Origin of the sequence: Massilia alkalitolerans DSM 17462 (genome assembly GCF_000427785.1) — a bacterium.
GTDB lineage: Bacteria > Pseudomonadota > Gammaproteobacteria > Burkholderiales > Burkholderiaceae_D > Telluria > Telluria alkalitolerans.
Genome location: NZ_ATYR01000043.1, coordinates 16,808 through 33,674 on the forward strand (window position 1 = coordinate 16,808; position 16,867 = coordinate 33,674).

Below are 16,867 nucleotides of genomic sequence, written 5' to 3' on the forward strand. Positions count from 1 at the left end.
TAGCTTCAGCGCAGTTTTAAGGTGGACAGGCCGACAAGGACCAGCATCATCGTCACGATCCAGAAGCGGACCACGACCTTGGTCTCCTTCCAGCCTTTTTGTTCGAAATGGTGGTGCAGCGGCGCCATCAGGAACACGCGGCGGCCGGCGCCGTAGCGCTTCTTGGTGTACTTGAACCAGGTGACCTGGATGATCACCGACAGGGTTTCGGCCACGAACACGCCGCCCATGATGAACAGGACGATTTCCTGGCGCACGATGACGGCGATGGTGCCGAGCGCGCCGCCCAGCGCCAGCGCGCCGACGTCGCCCATGAACATCTGCGCCGGGTGCGCGTTATACCAGAGGAAGGCCAGGCCCGCGCCCGCCATCGCGCCGCAGAAGATCAGGAGTTCGCCGGCGCCCGGGATGTAGGGGATGAACAGGTACTTCGCATAGGTCACGCTGCCGGTCAGGTAGGCGAACAGGCCAAGGGCGGCGCCGACCATCACGGTCGGCATGATCGCCAGGCCATCCAGGCCGTCGGTGAAGTTGACCGCGTTCGAGGAACCGACGATGACGCAATAGGTCAGCGCAATGAAGCCCCACACGCCCAGCGGGTAGCTGATCGACTTGAAGAAGGGCACGATCAGGTCTGCTTTAGGGGGCAGGGTCATCGAGAAGCCCGACTGCACCCAGGCGTAGAACAGCTGCAGCACTTCCCACGGGTTCGCGGCCGAGACCGAGAACGCCAGGTACAGGGCCGAGGCGATGCCGATCAGCGACATCCAGAAGTACTTTTCGCCCGAACGCATGCCTTCCGGGTCCTTGTAGACCACCTTGCGGTAGTCGTCGACCCAGCCGACGGCGCCGAAGCCCATGGTCACCACCAGCACCGGCCAGATCAGGCGGTTCGACAGGTCGCACCACAGCAGGGTCGAGACGCCGATCGAGATCAGCACCAGCACGCCCCCCATGGTCGGGGTGCCGTGCTTGGCCAAGTGGGTCTGCGGGCCATAGGTGCGCACCGCCTGTCCGACCTTCATGGCGGTCAGCTTGCGGATGACGGCCGGGCCGCAGACCAGGCCGATGGCGATCGCGGTGATGGTCGCGAAGACCGCGCGGAACGTGATGTAGTTGAACACGCGCAGCGGACCGATGTAGTCCTGAAAATATTGGGCTAGCCAGAGAAGCATGTCAGTGGGCGTCCTTACTCATAGTTGATCCGGTCAGGTGCTGGACCGCGCGCTCCATCTTCATGAAGCGCGAGCCCTTCACCAGCACAGTCGCTTTCCTATTGCCGCCCAGTGTTGAATCCAGTGCTGCCAATAATTCGTCGAACTGCTCGTAATGCCGTGCTCCCGACGCCGTCATGTGACGGGCCAGTTCGCCAGTGGCGAGCACGTGTTCGATGCCACGCGCCTGAGCGTAAGCACCGATTTCTTCGTGAAACTCTTTACCTTGCGTGCCGACTTCGCCCATGTCGCCGACCACCAGGATGCGCGGGGCCTCATACGCCGCCAGCACGTCGATCGCGGCGCGCATCGAGTCGGGATTCGCGTTGTAGGTGTCGTCGATCACGGTCGCACCAATGGCGGCCTGCTTGCGCTGCAGGCGGCCGCCGACCGGGGCGAAGCTTTCCAGGCCGCGCACGATGGCCTCGACCGGGATGCCGGCGGCAAGGGTGCTGGCGAAGGCGGCGAGCGCGTTACGCACGTTGTGCTCCCCTGCTGCCTGCAGCGTGACGCTGACGGTGTTGCCCCCACCAGCTTCAAAACCGTCATTCCCGCGCAGGCGGGAATCCAAGTTTGCGTGCGCAGCCGACTGCTCAACGGAATTGGGCGGGAACGACGTTGATATAGTGAGTTGGCTGCCGAAGCCGTTGCTGGTGTAGCTGGCGCTGACATTGCACTGCTCGGTCAGGCCGAAGGTCAGCACGGGGCATGTCGCTAAGCCGCGCCACAAGTCGGTATACGTATCGTCACCCGGGAACACCGCGACGCCGTCGCTCGGGAGCGCCTGCAGCACCGAGCCGTTCTCGCGCGCCACCGCTTCCACGGTGTGCATGAATTCCTGGTGCTCGCGCTGGGCGTTGTTCACCATCGCCACGGTGGGTGCGGCGATGGCGGCCAGGCGGGCGATCTCGCCCGGATGGTTCATGCCCATCTCGATCACGGCGGCGCGATGCGCCTTCCCCAAGCGGAACAGGGTCAGCGGCACGCCGATCTCGTTGTTCAGGTTGCCCTGGGTCGCCAGACGCGCCTCCTCGCCGACGGCGGCGGCCAGGATCGAAGCGATCATTTCCTTGACCGTGGTCTTGCCGTTCGAGCCGGTCACGCCGATCACCGGGATGTCATGCTGCGTGCGCCAGGCATTGGCGATGCGGCCCAGCGCCACCAGGGTATCCGGCACCACGATCGCAGGCAGGGTCCAGCCCTCCGGCAGCGCGTGTACGACCACCGCGGCCACGCCACGTCCGGCGACCTGGACGAGGAAGCTGTGCGCATCGAAGGTCTCGCCCTTGAGGGCGACGAACAGCGCGCCGGCGGGGGCCGTGCGGCTGTCGGTCGACACGCCCTCGAAAGCGGCGTCGCCGCCCACGAGCCGTGCGCCCGGAATCGCGGCGACCAGTTGTGCAAGCGTACCGCGCATCAGTGGGTCCTCATCATGGTAAGCCGCGCGGTCAATGCCAGCGAAGCGTGGTCGGCATCGGAGAACGGGAGCTTCTTGCCCTTGATTTCCTGGTAGGGCTCGTGGCCCTTCCCTGCCAGCAGGATCACGTCCTGCTTGCCGGCGTTCTTCACGGCCAGCAGGATCGCGGTGGCGCGGTCTTCCACGGCCTGGTATTCCTTCTCGATGCCGGCAACGACCTGGGCAATGATGCTGGCCGGCTCTTCGCTGCGCGGGTTGTCGCTGGTGACCAGGATGTGGTCGGCGGCCTGCGCCACGGCGCCCATCTGCGGGCGCTTGCCCGGGTCGCGGTCGCCGCCGCAGCCGAACACGCACCACAGCTGGCCGCCGCGCTCGTCGGCCACCTGGCGCAGGGCTTGCAGCGTCTTTTCCAGCGCGTCCGGCGTATGCGCGTAGTCGATCACGACCATCGGCGCATCCTGGCCGCCGATCTGCTGCATGCGGCCCGGGGCCGGCACCAGCGCCTCGACGGCGTCCACCGCGTTCTTCAAGGACTCGCCCTTGGCCAGCAGCGCGCCCAGCACCGCCAGCGCATTGCTGACGTTGAAGTGGCCGACCAGGCGGGTCTTCACCACGGAACTGCCGGCCGGGCTGTCGACCGTGAAGTCGGTGCCCGCGTGGCGGCTGCGCATGTTCGAGGCGCGCAGGATGGCGACGCCGTCGATGGCCGGCTGCCCGGCCTCGCTCCCGAGCGTGTAGCCGGTCACCGGCAGCGCCGGGAAATTCGTGCGCAGGTGCGCCACCAGGCGCAGGCCGGCCGGGTCGTCCAGGTTGACCACGGCATGCTTCAGGCCCTCCCATTCGAACAGCTTCAGCTTGGCGGCCTCGTAGTCTTCCATCGTGCCGTGGAAGTCGAGGTGGTCGCGGGTCAGGTTGGTGAAGATGGCGACGTCGAAGTGCATGCCGGCGGCGCGCTCCTGCACCAGGCCGATGGACGAGACCTCGATCGCCAGCGCGCCGACGTCCTGGGCACGCAGCTCGCCCAGGGTCTGCGCCAGCAGCACGGCGTCCGGCGTGGTATAGCCAGTGGCGTCGAATTGCGGTTCCGCCCCTTTCTTCACGATGCCGACACCCAGGGTGCCGATCACGGCGGCGGTCTCGCCCAGGCGCGCCAGCGCCTGCCCGGTCCACACCGCACAGGAAGTCTTGCCGTTGGTGCCGGTGACGCCGACGGTGAACATGCCGGCGTCCGGATTCTGCAACACGCCATGGGCGATCGGACCCAGGTTCTTCTTCAGCTTGGCCACGCCGAGATGGGCGATGTCGTGCGCCGCGTCCCAGGTGTAGCCTTCTTCTTCATAGACGACGGCGGCCGCGCCGGCGGCGAGCGCCGACGCGATGTAGCTGCGTCCGTCGGAGGCTTCGCCCGGATAGGCGAAGAACACGTCTCCCTGCGCCACGCGGCGGGAGTCGGAAACGAGTCGGCCGCCTGGAGCGGCGGCGCGAATCCACTGGCAGATGTCGTTCAGGCTCATCGCCATCACAAATCCTCCTCTACCGGTTCGTCCGGAATGATGATGTCGGTGATCGATGAGTCGGGCGGCACGTTCGCCGCCCGCAAGGCATTCGAGGCCAGGTCCGCGGCGGTCGGCGCCGCGACGCTGCCCCCGGTTCTCAGGGCCCCGCGCGGGTTGTCGATCATGACCGCGATGACGAAGCGCGGCTTGGACATCGGCGCGATGCCGACGAAGTAGCCGATGTTGTCGGTCTTCGAGTAGCGGCCGTTGACGATCTTCTCGGCGGTGCCGGTCTTGCCGCCCACGCGGTAGCCGGCCACCCGGGCGCGCGTTGCGGTGCCGCCCGGCTCCACGACGGATTCCAGCATGGTGCGCACCTTGGCCGCGGTCTCGGGCGTGATCACCTGCTGGCCGACCGGCTCTTCGGTAACTTTCAAAAAGGAGAGCGGGATGATGTCGCCGTCGCGCGCGAACACCATGTAGGAGCGCGCCAGCTGCAGCAGCGACACCGACAGGCCGTGGCCAAAGGACATGTTGGCGTATTCGATCGGCTTCCAGGATTTCCATGGACGCACGCGGCCGGCGACGGCGCCCGGGAAGCCGAAGCGCGGCGCCTGGCCGTAGCCGAGTTTGGTGTACAGCTCCCACATGTCCTTCGGCTCGAGCAGCTGGGCGATCTTGACGGTGCCGACGTTCGAGGACTTCTGGATGATGCCGCTGACGGTCAGCGCGTCCTTCGGGTGCATGTCGCGGATCGGGCGGCCGCCCACGACGATGCGTCCGCCGGAGGTGTCGAACACGGTGTCCGGGGTGATCTTCTTCTTTTCCAGGCCGAGCGCCACCGTGACCGGCTTGAGGGTCGATCCCGGCTCGAAGGTGTCGGTGATGACGCGGTTGCGCAGCTGGGCGCCGGTCAGGCCCTTGCGGTCGTTCGGGTTGTAGGTCGGGTAGTTGGCCATGGCCAGCACTTCGCCGGTGTGCACGTCCAGCACCACGGCGCCGCCGGCCTGGGCGTTGAACTTCTCGACCGCGTTCTTCACGCTGGTGAAGGCGATGTACTGCAGCTTGCTGTCGACCGACAGGGTCAGGTCCTTGCCGTGGTGCGGCTCGCGGAACATGCCCAGGTCTTCGGCGATGTGGCCGAGACGGTCGCGGATGACGCGGCGGCTGCCCGGCACGCCCATCAGCGCCTTCTGGTGGAACAGTTCCATGCCTTCCTGGCCGCGGTCCTCGACGTTGGTGAAACCCACCATGTGGGTCATCACTTCGCCCTGCGGGTAGTAGCGCTTGTATTCCTTGCGGGTGTCGATGCCGTCGATCTTGAGCTTCTCGATCTGCTCGACCTTGTCCATCTCGACCTGGCGCTTCAGGTACACATAGCTGCGCTTCGGATCGAGCTTGGTGCGCACCTCGGAGAGCGGCATGTCGAGCAGGCGCGCCAGTTCGGCCAGCTTGTCGTCGGGCGCGTTCAGCACTTCCTTCGGAAAGGCGGCCACCGCCTTCACCGGCAGCGAAGAGGCCAGCACCTGGCCGTTGCGGTCCATGATCTTGCCGCGCGCGGCCGGCAGTTCGACCAGGCGCTCGTAGCGGCTCTTGCCCTGCTTTTGCAGGAACTGGGTGGACACGCCCTGCAGCCAGAGCGCGCGCACGGCCAGCGCGGCGAAGGCCGCGAACAGCACGAACAGCACCAGGCGCGAGCGCCAGTTGGGCACGTTCACGGCCAGGACCGGGCTCTTCGAGAAGGCCACGCCCTTGGACGCGGCCACCCGCGAGGTGCTGCGACGTTCGGTGCGGCTCATTTCGCCCCTTCCGTCAGGTACTGGGTACGGGCCGGAGTGAGCGGCGACATGTTCAGGCTGTTGCGCGCGATCTGCTCGATGCGCTCGTTCTTGCCGAGCGTGGACTGGTCGAGCTGGAGCTGGGCCCAGTCGATCTCGAGCTGGCGCGAATGCTGGTTCAGGCGTTCGAGTTCGATCAGCAGGTGGCGCGACTGGTAGCGCGCGTTCACCACCGACAGCGCGCAGCCGACCACGGCCACCGTCAGAACGATGTTCAGCTTGACGCTCATGCAGCGCTTTCCTGACGATGCGCCAGGCGTTCGGCCACGCGCAGCACCGCCGAGCGGGCGCGCGGGTTGGCCTCGACCTCGAGGTCGGACGGCTTGGTCTTGGTGATCAGTTTCATCAGGGGCTGCGGCAGGTCGACAGCGCGGATCGGCAGCCGGCGGTCCGGCTGCTCCACCTTGGCCTTGGACGCGAGGAACTGCTTGACCATGCGGTCTTCCAGCGAGTGGAAGCTGATCACGGACATGCGCGCCCCCGGCGCCAGCATCGCGTAAGCGGCGCTCAGACCTGCTTCGAGGTCTTCAAGCTCTTTATTGATGAAAATCCGGACAGCCTGAAAGGTCCGGGTTGCCGGATCCTTGCCCTTTTCGCGTGTTTTGACCGTGTCTGCCACGATTGCGGCAAGCTCTCGTGTGGTCGAAATTGGCTGGATTGCGCGGCGAGCAACAATCGCCTTTGCAATCTGGAAAGCAAACCGTTCTTCTCCATAATCCCGAATAACCTTTTCCAGTTGTTGTTGCGTCGCGGTGGCCAGCCATTCGGCCGCCGACATCCCGCGCGTGGTGTCCATGCGCATGTCGAGCGGTCCATCCTGGCGGAAACTGAATCCGCGGGAGGCGTCGTCCACCTGGGGCGACGAAATACCAAGGTCCAGCAAGATGCCGTCCACCTGGCGGATGCCGCGCGCGTCAAGCGCGTCGATCATCGTGGCAAAACTGTCATGCACGATCGTGAAACGGGGGTCCTGCACTGCTGCCGCGGTGGCGATCGCCTGCGGATCCTTGTCGAAGGCGACCAGGCGGCCCTGCGGGCCCAGCCGGGACAGGATCAGGCGGCTGTGGCCCCCACGGCCGAACGTGCCATCTATATATGTACCGTTGACGCGCTCGCCGGTCAGGTCAAGCGCGTCGACTGCTTCATCCAGCAGTACCGTGCGATGCTGAAAAGCTCCAGGCACCGTGTTTGTTTCCGTCATCGGCGCCTCAGAAGGAGAAATTGGAAAGGACATCGGGCATGCCGCCAGCAACAGCTTCGGCTTCGCTTTCGGCAAGCTTGGCGGCATCCCAGATTTCGAAATGGGTGCCCATGCCCAACATCATGACTTCTTTCTCCAAACCCACGGCGGCGCGCAGCTCGGGCGAAATCAGCACCCGGCCTGCGCTGTCCAACTCGACATCGCACGCGTTACCAAGGAAAATGCGCTGCCACGCACGGGCCGACATCGGCCAGGCCGCGATCTGCTCGCGATGCTGCTCCCACACCGGGCGCGGGAAGAACAGCAGGCAGCCGTGCGGATGCTTCGTCAGCGTCATCCGGCCCTCGCACTGGACCGCAAGGGCGTCACGATGCTTTGCCGGGATCGACATCCTTCCTTTAGCATCGAGATTGATCGCTGACGCGCCCTGGAACACGTATTTACCTAGCTTGGAGAATTATCAATTTAGAATTTTTTGGCCGCCTGGGGTTCCAAAACTCCCCCACAAATCGACACTTTTTCACACTGTTTCCCACTTTATTGGAATCAATGTTGGTGGTCAAGCGAATTCACGCTTGGCAAATCCGGATTTTTCTAATGAAACCAAGGACTTAGCGGCATCTATTGAGGCATCCCGAAGCTAAAATGTCTCGTAAATCAGTCACTTAGGAAACAACATGAAGGTTGGACCTCAGTTGTAATGACAAGCTTTCCGTTTGATCAACGTCACGTCATGACGTCGTCTTTTTTTTATGGAAACTAAAATTGCCGCACAGAATTAGTGACCTGGGATTGGCGGCGCTCGGCTGGAAGCGTAGGATCGGGGCATGGCGAAGACCCATCCGGCCAAGGCCCGCCCGGCAGGATGGAGGCCGGATGGGGGCGGGCGACCTAGGAGAAAGCCGTGAGCATTACACTCGCCCGTACCTGCGCGGTCTACGACCTGATCGAAGTCCAGGAAGCGCTCGACCGCAGCCGCGGCCGCTCCCCGGAACTCGAAGCGTTCTACGAGCGCATGCTGGAGACCGGGGCCGACCGCTTCGTCACCAAGCCCTCATCGATCGATGCCCTCGATCCCCTGTTCGAGGAATGCCCTAATTTCGACGAAGTCCTGGACGACCTGGCGCGTTACCTGGCTTTGGCGCACGCGGGCGACCGCGGCTTCAACGTCATGCCGATCCTGCTGCTGGGCGGCCCCGGCGTGGGCAAGACCCACTTCGCGCGGCGCCTGGCCAGGGTGATGCAGACCGAGTGCGAGCTGATCAGCATGAATGCGCTGTCGGCCGGTTTCGTCATCACCGGCAGTTCAGCCAGCTGGCGCGGCGCCAAGTGCGGCAAGGTGGCGGAGCGCCTGGTGCGCGGGCAGTACGCCAATCCGGTGATCGTGCTGGACGAAGTGGAGAAGGCGAGCGGCTCCTCGCAATCCGATCCGCTCGCCGCCCTGTATCAGCTGCTGGAACCGGAAACGGCCAGCACTTTCCGCGACGAATTCATCGACGTCGAGATCGACGCTTCGCAGATCTTCTGGGTGCTGACCGCCAATTCGGTCGAAGGCATCCCGCATCCGCTGCTCAATCGCATGGCCGTGTACGAGGTGCCCACACCGACGCCGGAACAGGCGGCCGGCATCGCCCAGCGCATGTATGCCGGGCTGCTGGATGAACTGAACCTGGCGGCCTTCGATCCGCGCCTGGGCGATGTGGTGCTCGACAGGCTGGTTGGCGTGTCGCCGCGCGACCTGCGCAAGACCCTGCTCGATGGCCTGGGCCATGCGGTGGCGGCCGGACGCGAACGCGTGAGCGTGGACGATATCCGCATCAGGCCGACGCCGGGAAAGGGCCGGATCGGGTTCTAGGATCCTGGCGGCTCCCCTTTCTTCGCACAGATGAAGATCAGCAGCGCGCCGAGGATGGAGACGTAGGCAAGGAAGATGCCGGTGCCGTAGGGCAGGACCAGGACCGATCCCGCGATCAGGAGCACGATGAAGCCCACGAAGACCGCCCAGCCCTGCCAGGTCAGCGGCGGGCCCCATCCCCATCCGTGTCCCGGCGGCTTGGCCGCGAACCAGTAGTCAGGCTTCGCCCTGTTCGTCATCCCTTGCCTCTTCTCGTTTGCATGTGGCAGATCATGCCATCTGCCGCAGACTTGCAAACTCTCGGAATGTCACGCTTCAGCTCAGATACGCCTTGAGCACCGCTGCGCTGCGGTCCATGCCTTCCTTCAGGCGCTTTTCGGCATGCAGGGCATAATCGGCCGGCGCGGTGCCACCCTGGCTGGCGGCCTTGGCCGACATCGCCTTGGCCGCGACGCCGAGGGCGACGACGGCCTGGTCCCAGGTCAGGCCCGAGGCCAGTGCGTCTTCCACCACGCGTGCGGCGAGTGTGCCCAGCTTGTCGATCAGCCGGGGATCGGTGTCTCCCAATTTCAGCATGTTTTCTCCTGCGAATCGGCGAGCTGGGCGCCGCCGGTGCGGGGATCATACGGCATCGGCAATCGTGGGCGGCACACCATTGGACTGCTGCTCATGCGGGATGCGGCGAGCCGAGGCGATATTGCGCGCCAGCTGGCCTAGGAAGTAGCCATTGCACAGGCCAAGGAGGCCGCACACAGTGGCCACGAAGACCGCTTGTCCTGCCATTTCGGGCAGCATCACCAGCACGACCGCCAGCACATACTTGATCGAGAATACCGTCAGCATAAGGGCGAGCGGCGTCCAGCTGCCGCGCAGTCTCACCCTCCCCGCGCCGGCGACCGCGAGGACGCAGCTACGGCCAAAAGCCAGGCGCTGCAGCGTCAGGACAGCCGCGCCGAGCAGCCACGCAAGCATGGCCACGCTCGCCATGCCGAACTGGGCGGCGATGGCGTGCAGCGCCAGCACCAGCATCACCACCGGAACGATCGCCATCCGGGTGAGTGTCATGTCGCGCTCCCGCGCGGCCAGCACGCCGCGATAGACCAGGAAGGCGAGGATGGCCCAGACATACACTGGGGTCTTGATGAGGATCTGTTGCAGCATGATGGGCATTTCGCGTGGTGGCCGATGCACGCCACCTTATCAAGGCCGGTAGTGCGCCGGCAGGTTTGCGACGACACGACCGGCCGGCGGCGCCAGATGCGCGGAAAGCGGTGCGAAATGCGCCGCGAAGGCGCGCTGCTCTTTGGTGTAAATCTCCGAGCAATTTCTTAACGACAAGTTTTCCGCTAGACTGCCGGGTTCCGTACAATGACCCAGGCCTCCCGGCCAAGCTCGCCATGGCAGTTGTCCCTCCCCTTATCACGTCCCCCTTCCACACCCGCATGCGAACATGCCGCGCCTGCGAGGCCCTGTCATGAACGCCCCGCTGGATCGCTCCCTCCTGGATCCCGCCTCGCCCATCGTCGAGGACCGGCCGCGTCATCCATGGCGCTTCTTTTCCGCCGGCGGCTTTACCCAGGTCCGCCTCGACACGGGCGCCGACCTCGTCAATCTCAAGCAGCTCGACCAGAAGTTGTGGGTCGCCCTTTCCTGCCCGGTCCAGGGCCTGGAGTTCGACCGCCGCACCCTGGCGCTGATGGACACGGACAACGACGGCCACATCCGGGCTCCGGAACTGATCGCCGCCATCGACTGGGCGGCGGCGCGCCTGGCCTCCCCCGATGTCCTGGCGCAGGGCGGCCCGCTGCCGCTGGCCGCCCTCGACATCGACAGCGCAGAAGGCGCGCGGCTCCTGACCTCGGCGCGTCACGTGCTGGACAGCCTGGGCAAGGGCGGCAGCGACAGCATCAGCGTCGAGGATGTCAGCGACAGCGACCGCATCTTCTCGGGCATGGCCTTCAACGGCGACGGCATCATCACCGCCGCCGCCGCCTGCGACGAGGCGCTGGGGCCGGTCTTCGCCGCCATCGTGGACACCCTGGGCGGCGTGCCGGATCGCAGCGGCGCGCCAGGCATCGACGGGGCGCGCGCCGACCGCTTCTTTACCGAAGCCGAAGCCTGGCTCGCCTGGCAGTCCCGCCCCCAGGAGGACGCCGCCCTGCTCCCCCTCGGCGCCGACACCGGATCCGCCTTTGCCGCCCTGGCCGCGATCCGGGCCAAGGCCGACGATTATTTCACCCGTTGCAGCCTGGCCGAATTCGATCCGCGGGCCGCGGAATTGATGAACGGCGCACCGGAAGAGATCCGCGCGGTCGGCGCCAGGAGCCTGACGGCGGACGACGCAGCCCTGGCGGCCCTGCCGATCGCCTACGTCCAGGCCGGCGGCGCGTTGCCCCTGGAGTCCGGCATCAATCCGGCCTGGACGGCGGCAGTGGCGGCCCTGCGCGACAAGGTGGTCCGGCCCCTGCTGGGAGACCGCGACAGCCTGGGCGCCGGCGAGTGGGAGGATCTGAAGGTCCGCTTTGCCGCCTACCAGGCCTGGCAGGCGGCGCGTCCGGACACGCCGCTGGCCGGCCTGGAGACCGCCCGCCTCCAAGCCTTCCTGGCACCTGGCATCCGCGCCGCCATCGACGGGCTCCTGTCCCGGGACCTGGCCCTGGCCCCGGAAGCGAACGCCATCGCCGAGGTGGAACGCCTGGTGCGCTATGTGCGCGACCTGGAACAGCTGGCCAATAACTTCGTCTCCTTCCGCAACTTCTATAGTAGCGGCGACAAAGCCATATTCCAGGCCGGCACCCTGTTCCTGGACGGCCGCAGCTGCGAGCTCTGCATCAAGGTACTGGACCCGGCCCGCCACGGCATCCTGGCCAGCCTGTCCGGGGTCTACCTGGCTTACTGCGACTGTGTGCGCGGCAGCGAGAAGATGAGCATCGCCGCCGCGTTCACCGCGGGCGACTCGGACCAGCTCATGGTCGGCCGCAACGGCATCTTCTACGACCGCGAGGGCAAAGACTGGGATGCCACCATCACCAAGATCGTCGATCACCCGATCAGCATCCGCCAGGCTTTCTGGGCGCCCTACCGCAAGGCCACCCGCCTGATCAGCGAGCAGATGGAGAAATTCGCCGCGACCCGGGCCAGGGGCGTGGACGACGTGACGTCCAAGCTGGTGAACGAGACCGGCAGCAAGGTCGAATCCGGCGCCAGGCCCGGGCCTGCCCCCACGCCTTTCGACGCGGCGCGCTTCGCCGGTATCTTCGCGGCCCTCGGGCTCGCGATCGGCGCCATCGGCACCGCGCTGGCCTCGGTGGTCACGGGTTTCCTGGGCCTCGAGGGCTGGCAGATGCCGCTCGCGATGGCGGGCCTGTTCCTGGCGATTTCGGGTCCTTCCGTGGCGATGGCCTTCTTCAAGCTGAGGAACCGCAACCTGGGTCCCATCCTGGACGCCAACGGCTGGGCGGTGAACGCCCGGGCCCGCATCAACATCCCTTTCGGCACGGCGCTGACCCGCATGGCCAGGCTGCCGGATGGGGCGGAGCGCAGCCTGAGAGACCCCTACGCGGCGCAGCGTGCGTCCTGGAAGTTCTATCTGGTGCTCGGGATGCTGGTCGCGGCCGCGCTGACCTGGCTTGCCTTCAACACCGACCTGGGCGCCGGCTTGGGGCTGTTCTGACCCACGACGGCTAGATGTGCGCCCAGCCTTTGGCGTGCGCGACCGCCCTGCCCCAGCGCGCCATCAGTTCGGCGCGCCGGCCGGCATCCTTCGCCGGCTCGAAACGCCGTTCGACCTGCCACTGGCGGGCGATCTCGTCGACACCCTCCCAGTAGCCGACCGCCAGCCCGGCCAGGTAGGCCGCGCCCAGCGCCGTGGTCTCGGTCACGCGCGGCCGCACGACGGGGATGCCGAGCAGGTCGGCCTGGAATTGCATCAGGAGGTCGTTGCGGGCGGCGCCGCCGTCGGCGCGCATCTCGGTAACAAGACAGGCGGCGTCCTTCTGCATCGCCGCCAGCAGTTCCGCGCTCTGGTAGGCGATCGCCTCGACCGCGGCGCGGGCGATGTGGCCGCCAGTCGTCCCGCGCGTCATGCCGACGATGGTGCCGCGCGCGTACTGGTCCCAGTGCGGGGCCCCCAGGCCGGTGAAGGCCGGCACCAGCATCACACCGCCGCTGTCCGGCACGCTCAGGGCCAGCGCCTCGACCTCGACGGATTGCCTGATGATGCCGAGGCCGTCGCGCAGCCACTGCACGGTGGCGCCGCCCATGAAGACGCTGCCCTCCAATAGATAGTCGGTCGCGCCCTTGACGCTCCAGCCGACCGTGGACAGCAGGCGATGATGAGACACCGGCGGCGTGGCGCCGGCATGCATCAGCATGAAGCAGCCGGTGCCGTAGGTATTCTTGACCAGTCCCGGGCGGTGGCAGGCCTGGCCGAAGGTGGCGGCCTGCTGGTCGCCGGCGATGCCGGCGATCGGCAGCGCGGCGCCGAACCATTCTTCGGCCGCCAGGCCCACGACCTCCGAGCTGGCCACGACCTCCGGCAGCACGCCGGCCGGGATGCCGAACAGGGCCAGCAGTTCCTCGTCCCAGCGCAGCGTATGGATATTGAAAAGCATGGTGCGCGCGGCGTTGCTGGCGTCGGTGACGTGGCGCCCGCACAGGCGGTACACCAGCCAGCTGTCGACCGTGCCGAAGGAAAGTTCGCCACGCTCGGCGCGGGCTCTGGCGCCGGGCACGTGCTCGAGCAGCCATTGCAGCTTGGTGGCGGAAAAATAGGCGTCGACTTCGAGGCCGGTGCGCTGCCGGATGTCTTCTGCCCTGCCCTGTTCGCGCAGGCGGTCGCACACGGCGGCGGTGCGGCGGTCCTGCCAGACGATGGCGCGCGCGACCGGCTCGCCGGTGGCGCGGTCCCACAGCACCGTGGTTTCGCGCTGGTTGGCGATGCCGATCGCGGCCACTTGGGCCGCCTCGATGCCGGCGTCGCGCAGGGCCGCGCGGGCGCAGGCGAGCTGGCTGTGCCAGATGTCGAGGGCGTCGTGCTCGACCCATCCGGGCTCGGGGAAATGTTGGGGATATTCGTGCTGGCTGCTCGCGACGGGCAGGCCGGCGCGATCGAAGACGATGGCGCGCGAGCTGGTGGTGCCCTGGTCGAGCGCCAGGATGTATTTCTGCATCGGCATCTCCCGGGGCGCCTCGACAGGGCGCTGAATTCATGTAAAGCAGGCCGATAGGCCGGATTCTGTGTAGTGGTCTCCCTTGCGGGACGCCCCTATGACAGCCATTCCTCTAGGCGCTGGATTACTCCAGCGCTCAAGCTTCCTACCCGCACGCTCCGCGAGCAACATCAACGCGTGCCTATTTGGAATTGCTCCAGGTGGAGGTTACCGCGTTTCACCGTAACTTAATACGCTCGTCTCTGTGGCCCTATTCCTCGCCTTATACCTTGCGGCTTTCAGCGGACGGCCGTTAACCGTCACCCCGCTCTATGGAGTCCGGACCTTCCTCCCGCCATCACCCGAAGATGACGGCCAGCGGCTGCCTGGCCTGCTTCACGGGGGGCATTGTAACCGATTGGGGTGGTCGCGGTCCGGTTCAAGGAGGTGTATGTGGTTTGCGAGCAAAATTGGGCCCCGGCCTTTGCCGGGGCGACGGTTTTACGGCTGTGGACTACGACCCCCGTCTCCTGTTCGCGTCCTCGGCACGTCGTTCCGGCGAAGGCCGGAACCCAAGCTTGTTGCATACCGCCTAGCTCAACTCTGCACCACGTTTTCTGAAATTTCGTGTCGCCATTTCAAAATCCTTCCCCACCTCATCCACATAGAATGTTTGGATAGCAAAACCACCAAGGACGACCCAACCATGACCCACCCTTCCCGCACCGGCGGCCAGATCCTGGTCGATGCGCTCCATACCCACGGCGTGGACACCGCCTTCGGCGTGCCCGGCGAAAGCTACCTCGACGTGCTGGACGCACTGCACGATTCGGACATCCGCTTCGTGATCAACCGGCAGGAAGGCGGTGCGGCGTTCATGGCGGAGGCCTACGGCAAGATGACCGGCAAGCCGGGGATCTGCTTCGTCACCCGCGGCCCCGGCGCCACCAACGCCTCGATCGGCGTGCACACCGCCTACCAGGACTCGACCCCGATGATCCTGTTCATCGGCCAGGTCGGCAGCGACTTCATCGACCGCGAAGCCTTCCAGGAAATCGACTACCGCCGCATGTTCGGCCAGATGGCCAAGTGGGTCACCCAGATCGACCGCGCCGACCGCATCCCCGAATACATCGCGCGCGCCTTCCAGATCGCCACCAGCGGCCGCCCCGGCCCGGTGGTGCTGGCGCTGCCGGAAGACATGTTGGTCACCAAAGCAGAAGTGCCTGATGCGCGCCGTTACCAGCCGGTGCAGGCGGCGCCATCCTCAGCGCAGGTCGCGCAGCTGCGTTCCATGCTGGCGGAAAGCCAGCGCCCGATCGTGCTGCTCGGCGGCGGCTCCTGGTCCGACCAGGCCTGCGCCGACCTGGCCCGCTTCGCCGAAGCCAACCGGCTGCCGGTCGGCTGCACCTTCCGCTTCCAGGACCTGATGGACAACGCCCACCCGAACTACGTGGGCGACGTCGGCATCGGCATCAACCCGAAACTGGCGGCGCGCGTGAAGGAAGCCGACCTGGTGATCGCCATCGGCCCGCGCCTGGGCGAGATGACCACCAGCGGCTATTCGCTGCTGTCCTCGCCCGTGCCGCGCCAGCGCCTGGTCCACATCCACGCGGATCCGGAAGAACTGGGCAGCGTCTACCAGGCCGACCTGATGATCGCCAGCGGCGCCCCGCAGGTGTGCGCGATGCTGGCCGCCATGGAGCCGGTGGATTCCTCGGCCTGGGCCGGCAGCGTCGAAGCGGCGAAGGCCGACCTGGCCGCCTGGCAGGCGCAGCCACCGATCTTCCGCGACGGCGGTGCGCCGCTCGACCTGTGGCAGGTGGTGCAGGAACTCATGCGCCAAAGCCCGCGCGACACCATCATCACCAACGGCGCCGGCAACTACGCGACCTGGGCGCACCGCTTCTACCGCTACGGCGGCAAGCGTACCCAATTGGCGCCGACCAACGGCGCCATGGGCTATGCGGTGCCGGCCGGTGTGGCGGCCAAGATCATCGATCCGCAGCGCACGGTCGTGACCTTCGCCGGTGACGGGGAATTCATGATGACGGGCCAGGAACTGGCCACCGCGGTGCAATACGGCGCCGGCGTGATCATCCTGGTGTTCAACAACAGCATGTTCGGCACCATCCGCATGCACCAGGAGCGCGACTACCCGGGCCGCGTGTCGGGCACCAGCCTGCACAATCCGGATTTCGCCGCGCTGGCACGCGCCTATGGCGGCCACGGCGAGGTGGTCGAGAAGACCGAGGAATTCGCGCCTGCCCTGCAGCGCGCGCTGGCGCATGCGAACGAGCGCAAGCTGCCGGCGGTGATCGAGCTGCGCTACGACGGCAATTTGATTACGCCGAACGCCACGCTCGAGACGATTCGCAAGACGGCGGAAGCGGCCAACGCGAATCGCTGATTTCGTAGATACTGTTATGGTCGTCAAACGGTGTGCAAGGCCGGATCGAACTTTTCGCCAGCTTTTAGCACACCGAAGGCAACATGAAGCAGCTTGCGCATCATGGCAACAATGATCGTCATCGGCTTCTTGCCATTACGCGTCAGGCGTTCAAGGAAAGGCCTTGCCCAGGTCGTGCGATAAAGTGTACACATTGCTGGCATGTACAGGAGCTTTCGGATGACGCCATGTCCGAACCTGGAAATATGGGGTTTGCCTCGAACACTGCTGCCAGATTCATGCTGTC

Annotated in this window: 15 protein-coding genes and 1 other RNA gene; 3 read left to right on the forward strand and 13 right to left on the reverse strand. The window is 66.0% G+C overall.

Annotated features, from left to right (window positions below; translation table 11 throughout):
• Positions 1 to 5: 5 nt before the first annotated feature.
• Genes mraY through mraZ form a run of 7 tightly spaced genes read right to left on the reverse strand, consistent with a single transcriptional unit; the run spans position 6 to position 7,602 of the window.
• Positions 6 to 1,175: a phospho-N-acetylmuramoyl-pentapeptide-transferase gene (gene mraY / locus YWC_RS0125310; protein WP_027867872.1), complete on the reverse strand. Its 1,170-nt coding sequence runs from the start codon at positions 1,173 to 1,175 to the stop codon at positions 6 to 8.
• A 1-nt stretch (position 1,176) separates the two neighbouring features.
• Positions 1,177 to 2,631 (reverse strand): UDP-N-acetylmuramoyl-tripeptide--D-alanyl-D-alanine ligase, encoded by a 1,455-nt coding sequence (locus YWC_RS0125315; RefSeq protein ID WP_027867873.1) that lies wholly within the window; start codon positions 2,629 to 2,631, stop codon positions 1,177 to 1,179.
• The gene (locus YWC_RS0125320; RefSeq protein WP_027867874.1) at positions 2,631 to 4,151 is read right to left on the reverse strand and encodes a UDP-N-acetylmuramoyl-L-alanyl-D-glutamate--2,6-diaminopimelate ligase; all 1,521 of its coding nucleotides are present in this window, start codon (positions 4,149 to 4,151) and stop codon (positions 2,631 to 2,633) included. The genes YWC_RS0125315 and YWC_RS0125320 overlap by 1 nt, the downstream gene beginning before the upstream one ends.
• A complete protein-coding gene (locus tag YWC_RS0125325; protein ID WP_027867875.1) occupies positions 4,151 to 5,926 on the reverse strand; it encodes a peptidoglycan D,D-transpeptidase FtsI family protein in 1,776 nt (591 codons plus the stop codon). Before YWC_RS0125325 ends, YWC_RS0125320 begins: the two co-directional genes overlap by 1 nt.
• Entirely contained in the window at positions 5,923 to 6,195 is a 273-nt protein-coding gene (gene ftsL / locus YWC_RS0125330) for a cell division protein FtsL (RefSeq protein WP_027867876.1), read from the reverse strand. Before ftsL ends, YWC_RS0125325 begins: the two co-directional genes overlap by 4 nt.
• Positions 6,192 to 7,166, reverse strand: a complete 975-nt coding sequence (gene rsmH / locus YWC_RS0125335; protein ID WP_027867877.1) for a 16S rRNA (cytosine(1402)-N(4))-methyltransferase RsmH — start codon at positions 7,164 to 7,166, stop codon at positions 6,192 to 6,194. The genes ftsL and rsmH overlap by 4 nt, the downstream gene beginning before the upstream one ends.
• Before the next feature lie 7 nt (positions 7,167 to 7,173).
• Positions 7,174 to 7,602: a division/cell wall cluster transcriptional repressor MraZ gene (gene mraZ / locus YWC_RS0125340; RefSeq protein ID WP_027867878.1), complete on the reverse strand. Its 429-nt coding sequence runs from the start codon at positions 7,600 to 7,602 to the stop codon at positions 7,174 to 7,176.
• Positions 7,603 to 8,070: 468 nt separating this feature from the next.
• Between mraZ and YWC_RS0125345 the strand changes: the two genes are divergently transcribed.
• Positions 8,071 to 9,021: an AAA family ATPase gene (locus YWC_RS0125345; RefSeq protein WP_027867879.1), complete on the forward strand. Its 951-nt coding sequence runs from the start codon at positions 8,071 to 8,073 to the stop codon at positions 9,019 to 9,021.
• Here the strand turns inward: YWC_RS0125345 and YWC_RS0125350 are convergent.
• The 3 genes from YWC_RS0125350 to YWC_RS30860 all read right to left on the reverse strand — a co-directional run bounded on the left by YWC_RS0125350 (position 9,018) and on the right by YWC_RS30860 (position 10,182).
• Complete coding sequence (locus YWC_RS0125350) at positions 9,018 to 9,260, reverse strand: hypothetical protein (protein ID WP_027867880.1); 243 nt, start codon at positions 9,258 to 9,260, stop codon at positions 9,018 to 9,020. The genes YWC_RS0125345 and YWC_RS0125350 overlap by 4 nt on opposite strands.
• A 76-nt stretch (positions 9,261 to 9,336) precedes the next feature.
• Positions 9,337 to 9,597, reverse strand: coding sequence for a hypothetical protein (locus YWC_RS0125355; protein ID WP_027867881.1), 261 nt, complete (start codon positions 9,595 to 9,597; stop codon positions 9,337 to 9,339).
• Between the two features lie 45 nt (positions 9,598 to 9,642).
• Positions 9,643 to 10,182 (reverse strand): DUF6622 family protein, encoded by a 540-nt coding sequence (locus YWC_RS30860; protein ID WP_156923901.1) that lies wholly within the window; start codon positions 10,180 to 10,182, stop codon positions 9,643 to 9,645.
• Between the two features lie 313 nt (positions 10,183 to 10,495).
• Here YWC_RS30860 and YWC_RS0125365 point away from each other — a divergent pair, with 313 nt between their 5' ends.
• Positions 10,496 to 12,694: a hypothetical protein gene (locus tag YWC_RS0125365; RefSeq protein WP_051306753.1), complete on the forward strand. Its 2,199-nt coding sequence runs from the start codon at positions 10,496 to 10,498 to the stop codon at positions 12,692 to 12,694.
• A 10-nt stretch (positions 12,695 to 12,704) separates the two neighbouring features.
• Here YWC_RS0125365 and glpK read toward each other — a convergent pair whose 3' ends face one another.
• Positions 12,705 to 14,192, reverse strand: a complete 1,488-nt coding sequence (gene glpK / locus YWC_RS0125370; protein WP_027867883.1) for a glycerol kinase GlpK — start codon at positions 14,190 to 14,192, stop codon at positions 12,705 to 12,707.
• Positions 14,193 to 14,230: 38 nt separating this feature from the next.
• An RNA gene (gene rnpB / locus YWC_RS31820) (RNase P RNA component class A) lies at positions 14,231 to 14,569 on the reverse strand.
• A gap of 308 nt (positions 14,570 to 14,877) precedes the next feature.
• Here rnpB and YWC_RS0125375 point away from each other — a divergent pair.
• The gene (locus YWC_RS0125375) at positions 14,878 to 16,581 is read left to right on the forward strand and encodes a thiamine pyrophosphate-binding protein (RefSeq protein WP_036216052.1); all 1,704 of its coding nucleotides are present in this window, start codon (positions 14,878 to 14,880) and stop codon (positions 16,579 to 16,581) included.
• Positions 16,582 to 16,604: 23 nt separating this feature from the next.
• Here the strand turns inward: YWC_RS0125375 and YWC_RS33145 are convergent.
• Positions 16,605 to 16,867 (reverse strand): transposase (locus YWC_RS33145; RefSeq protein WP_156923558.1); only part of this gene is annotated, 263 nt, incomplete at its 5' end.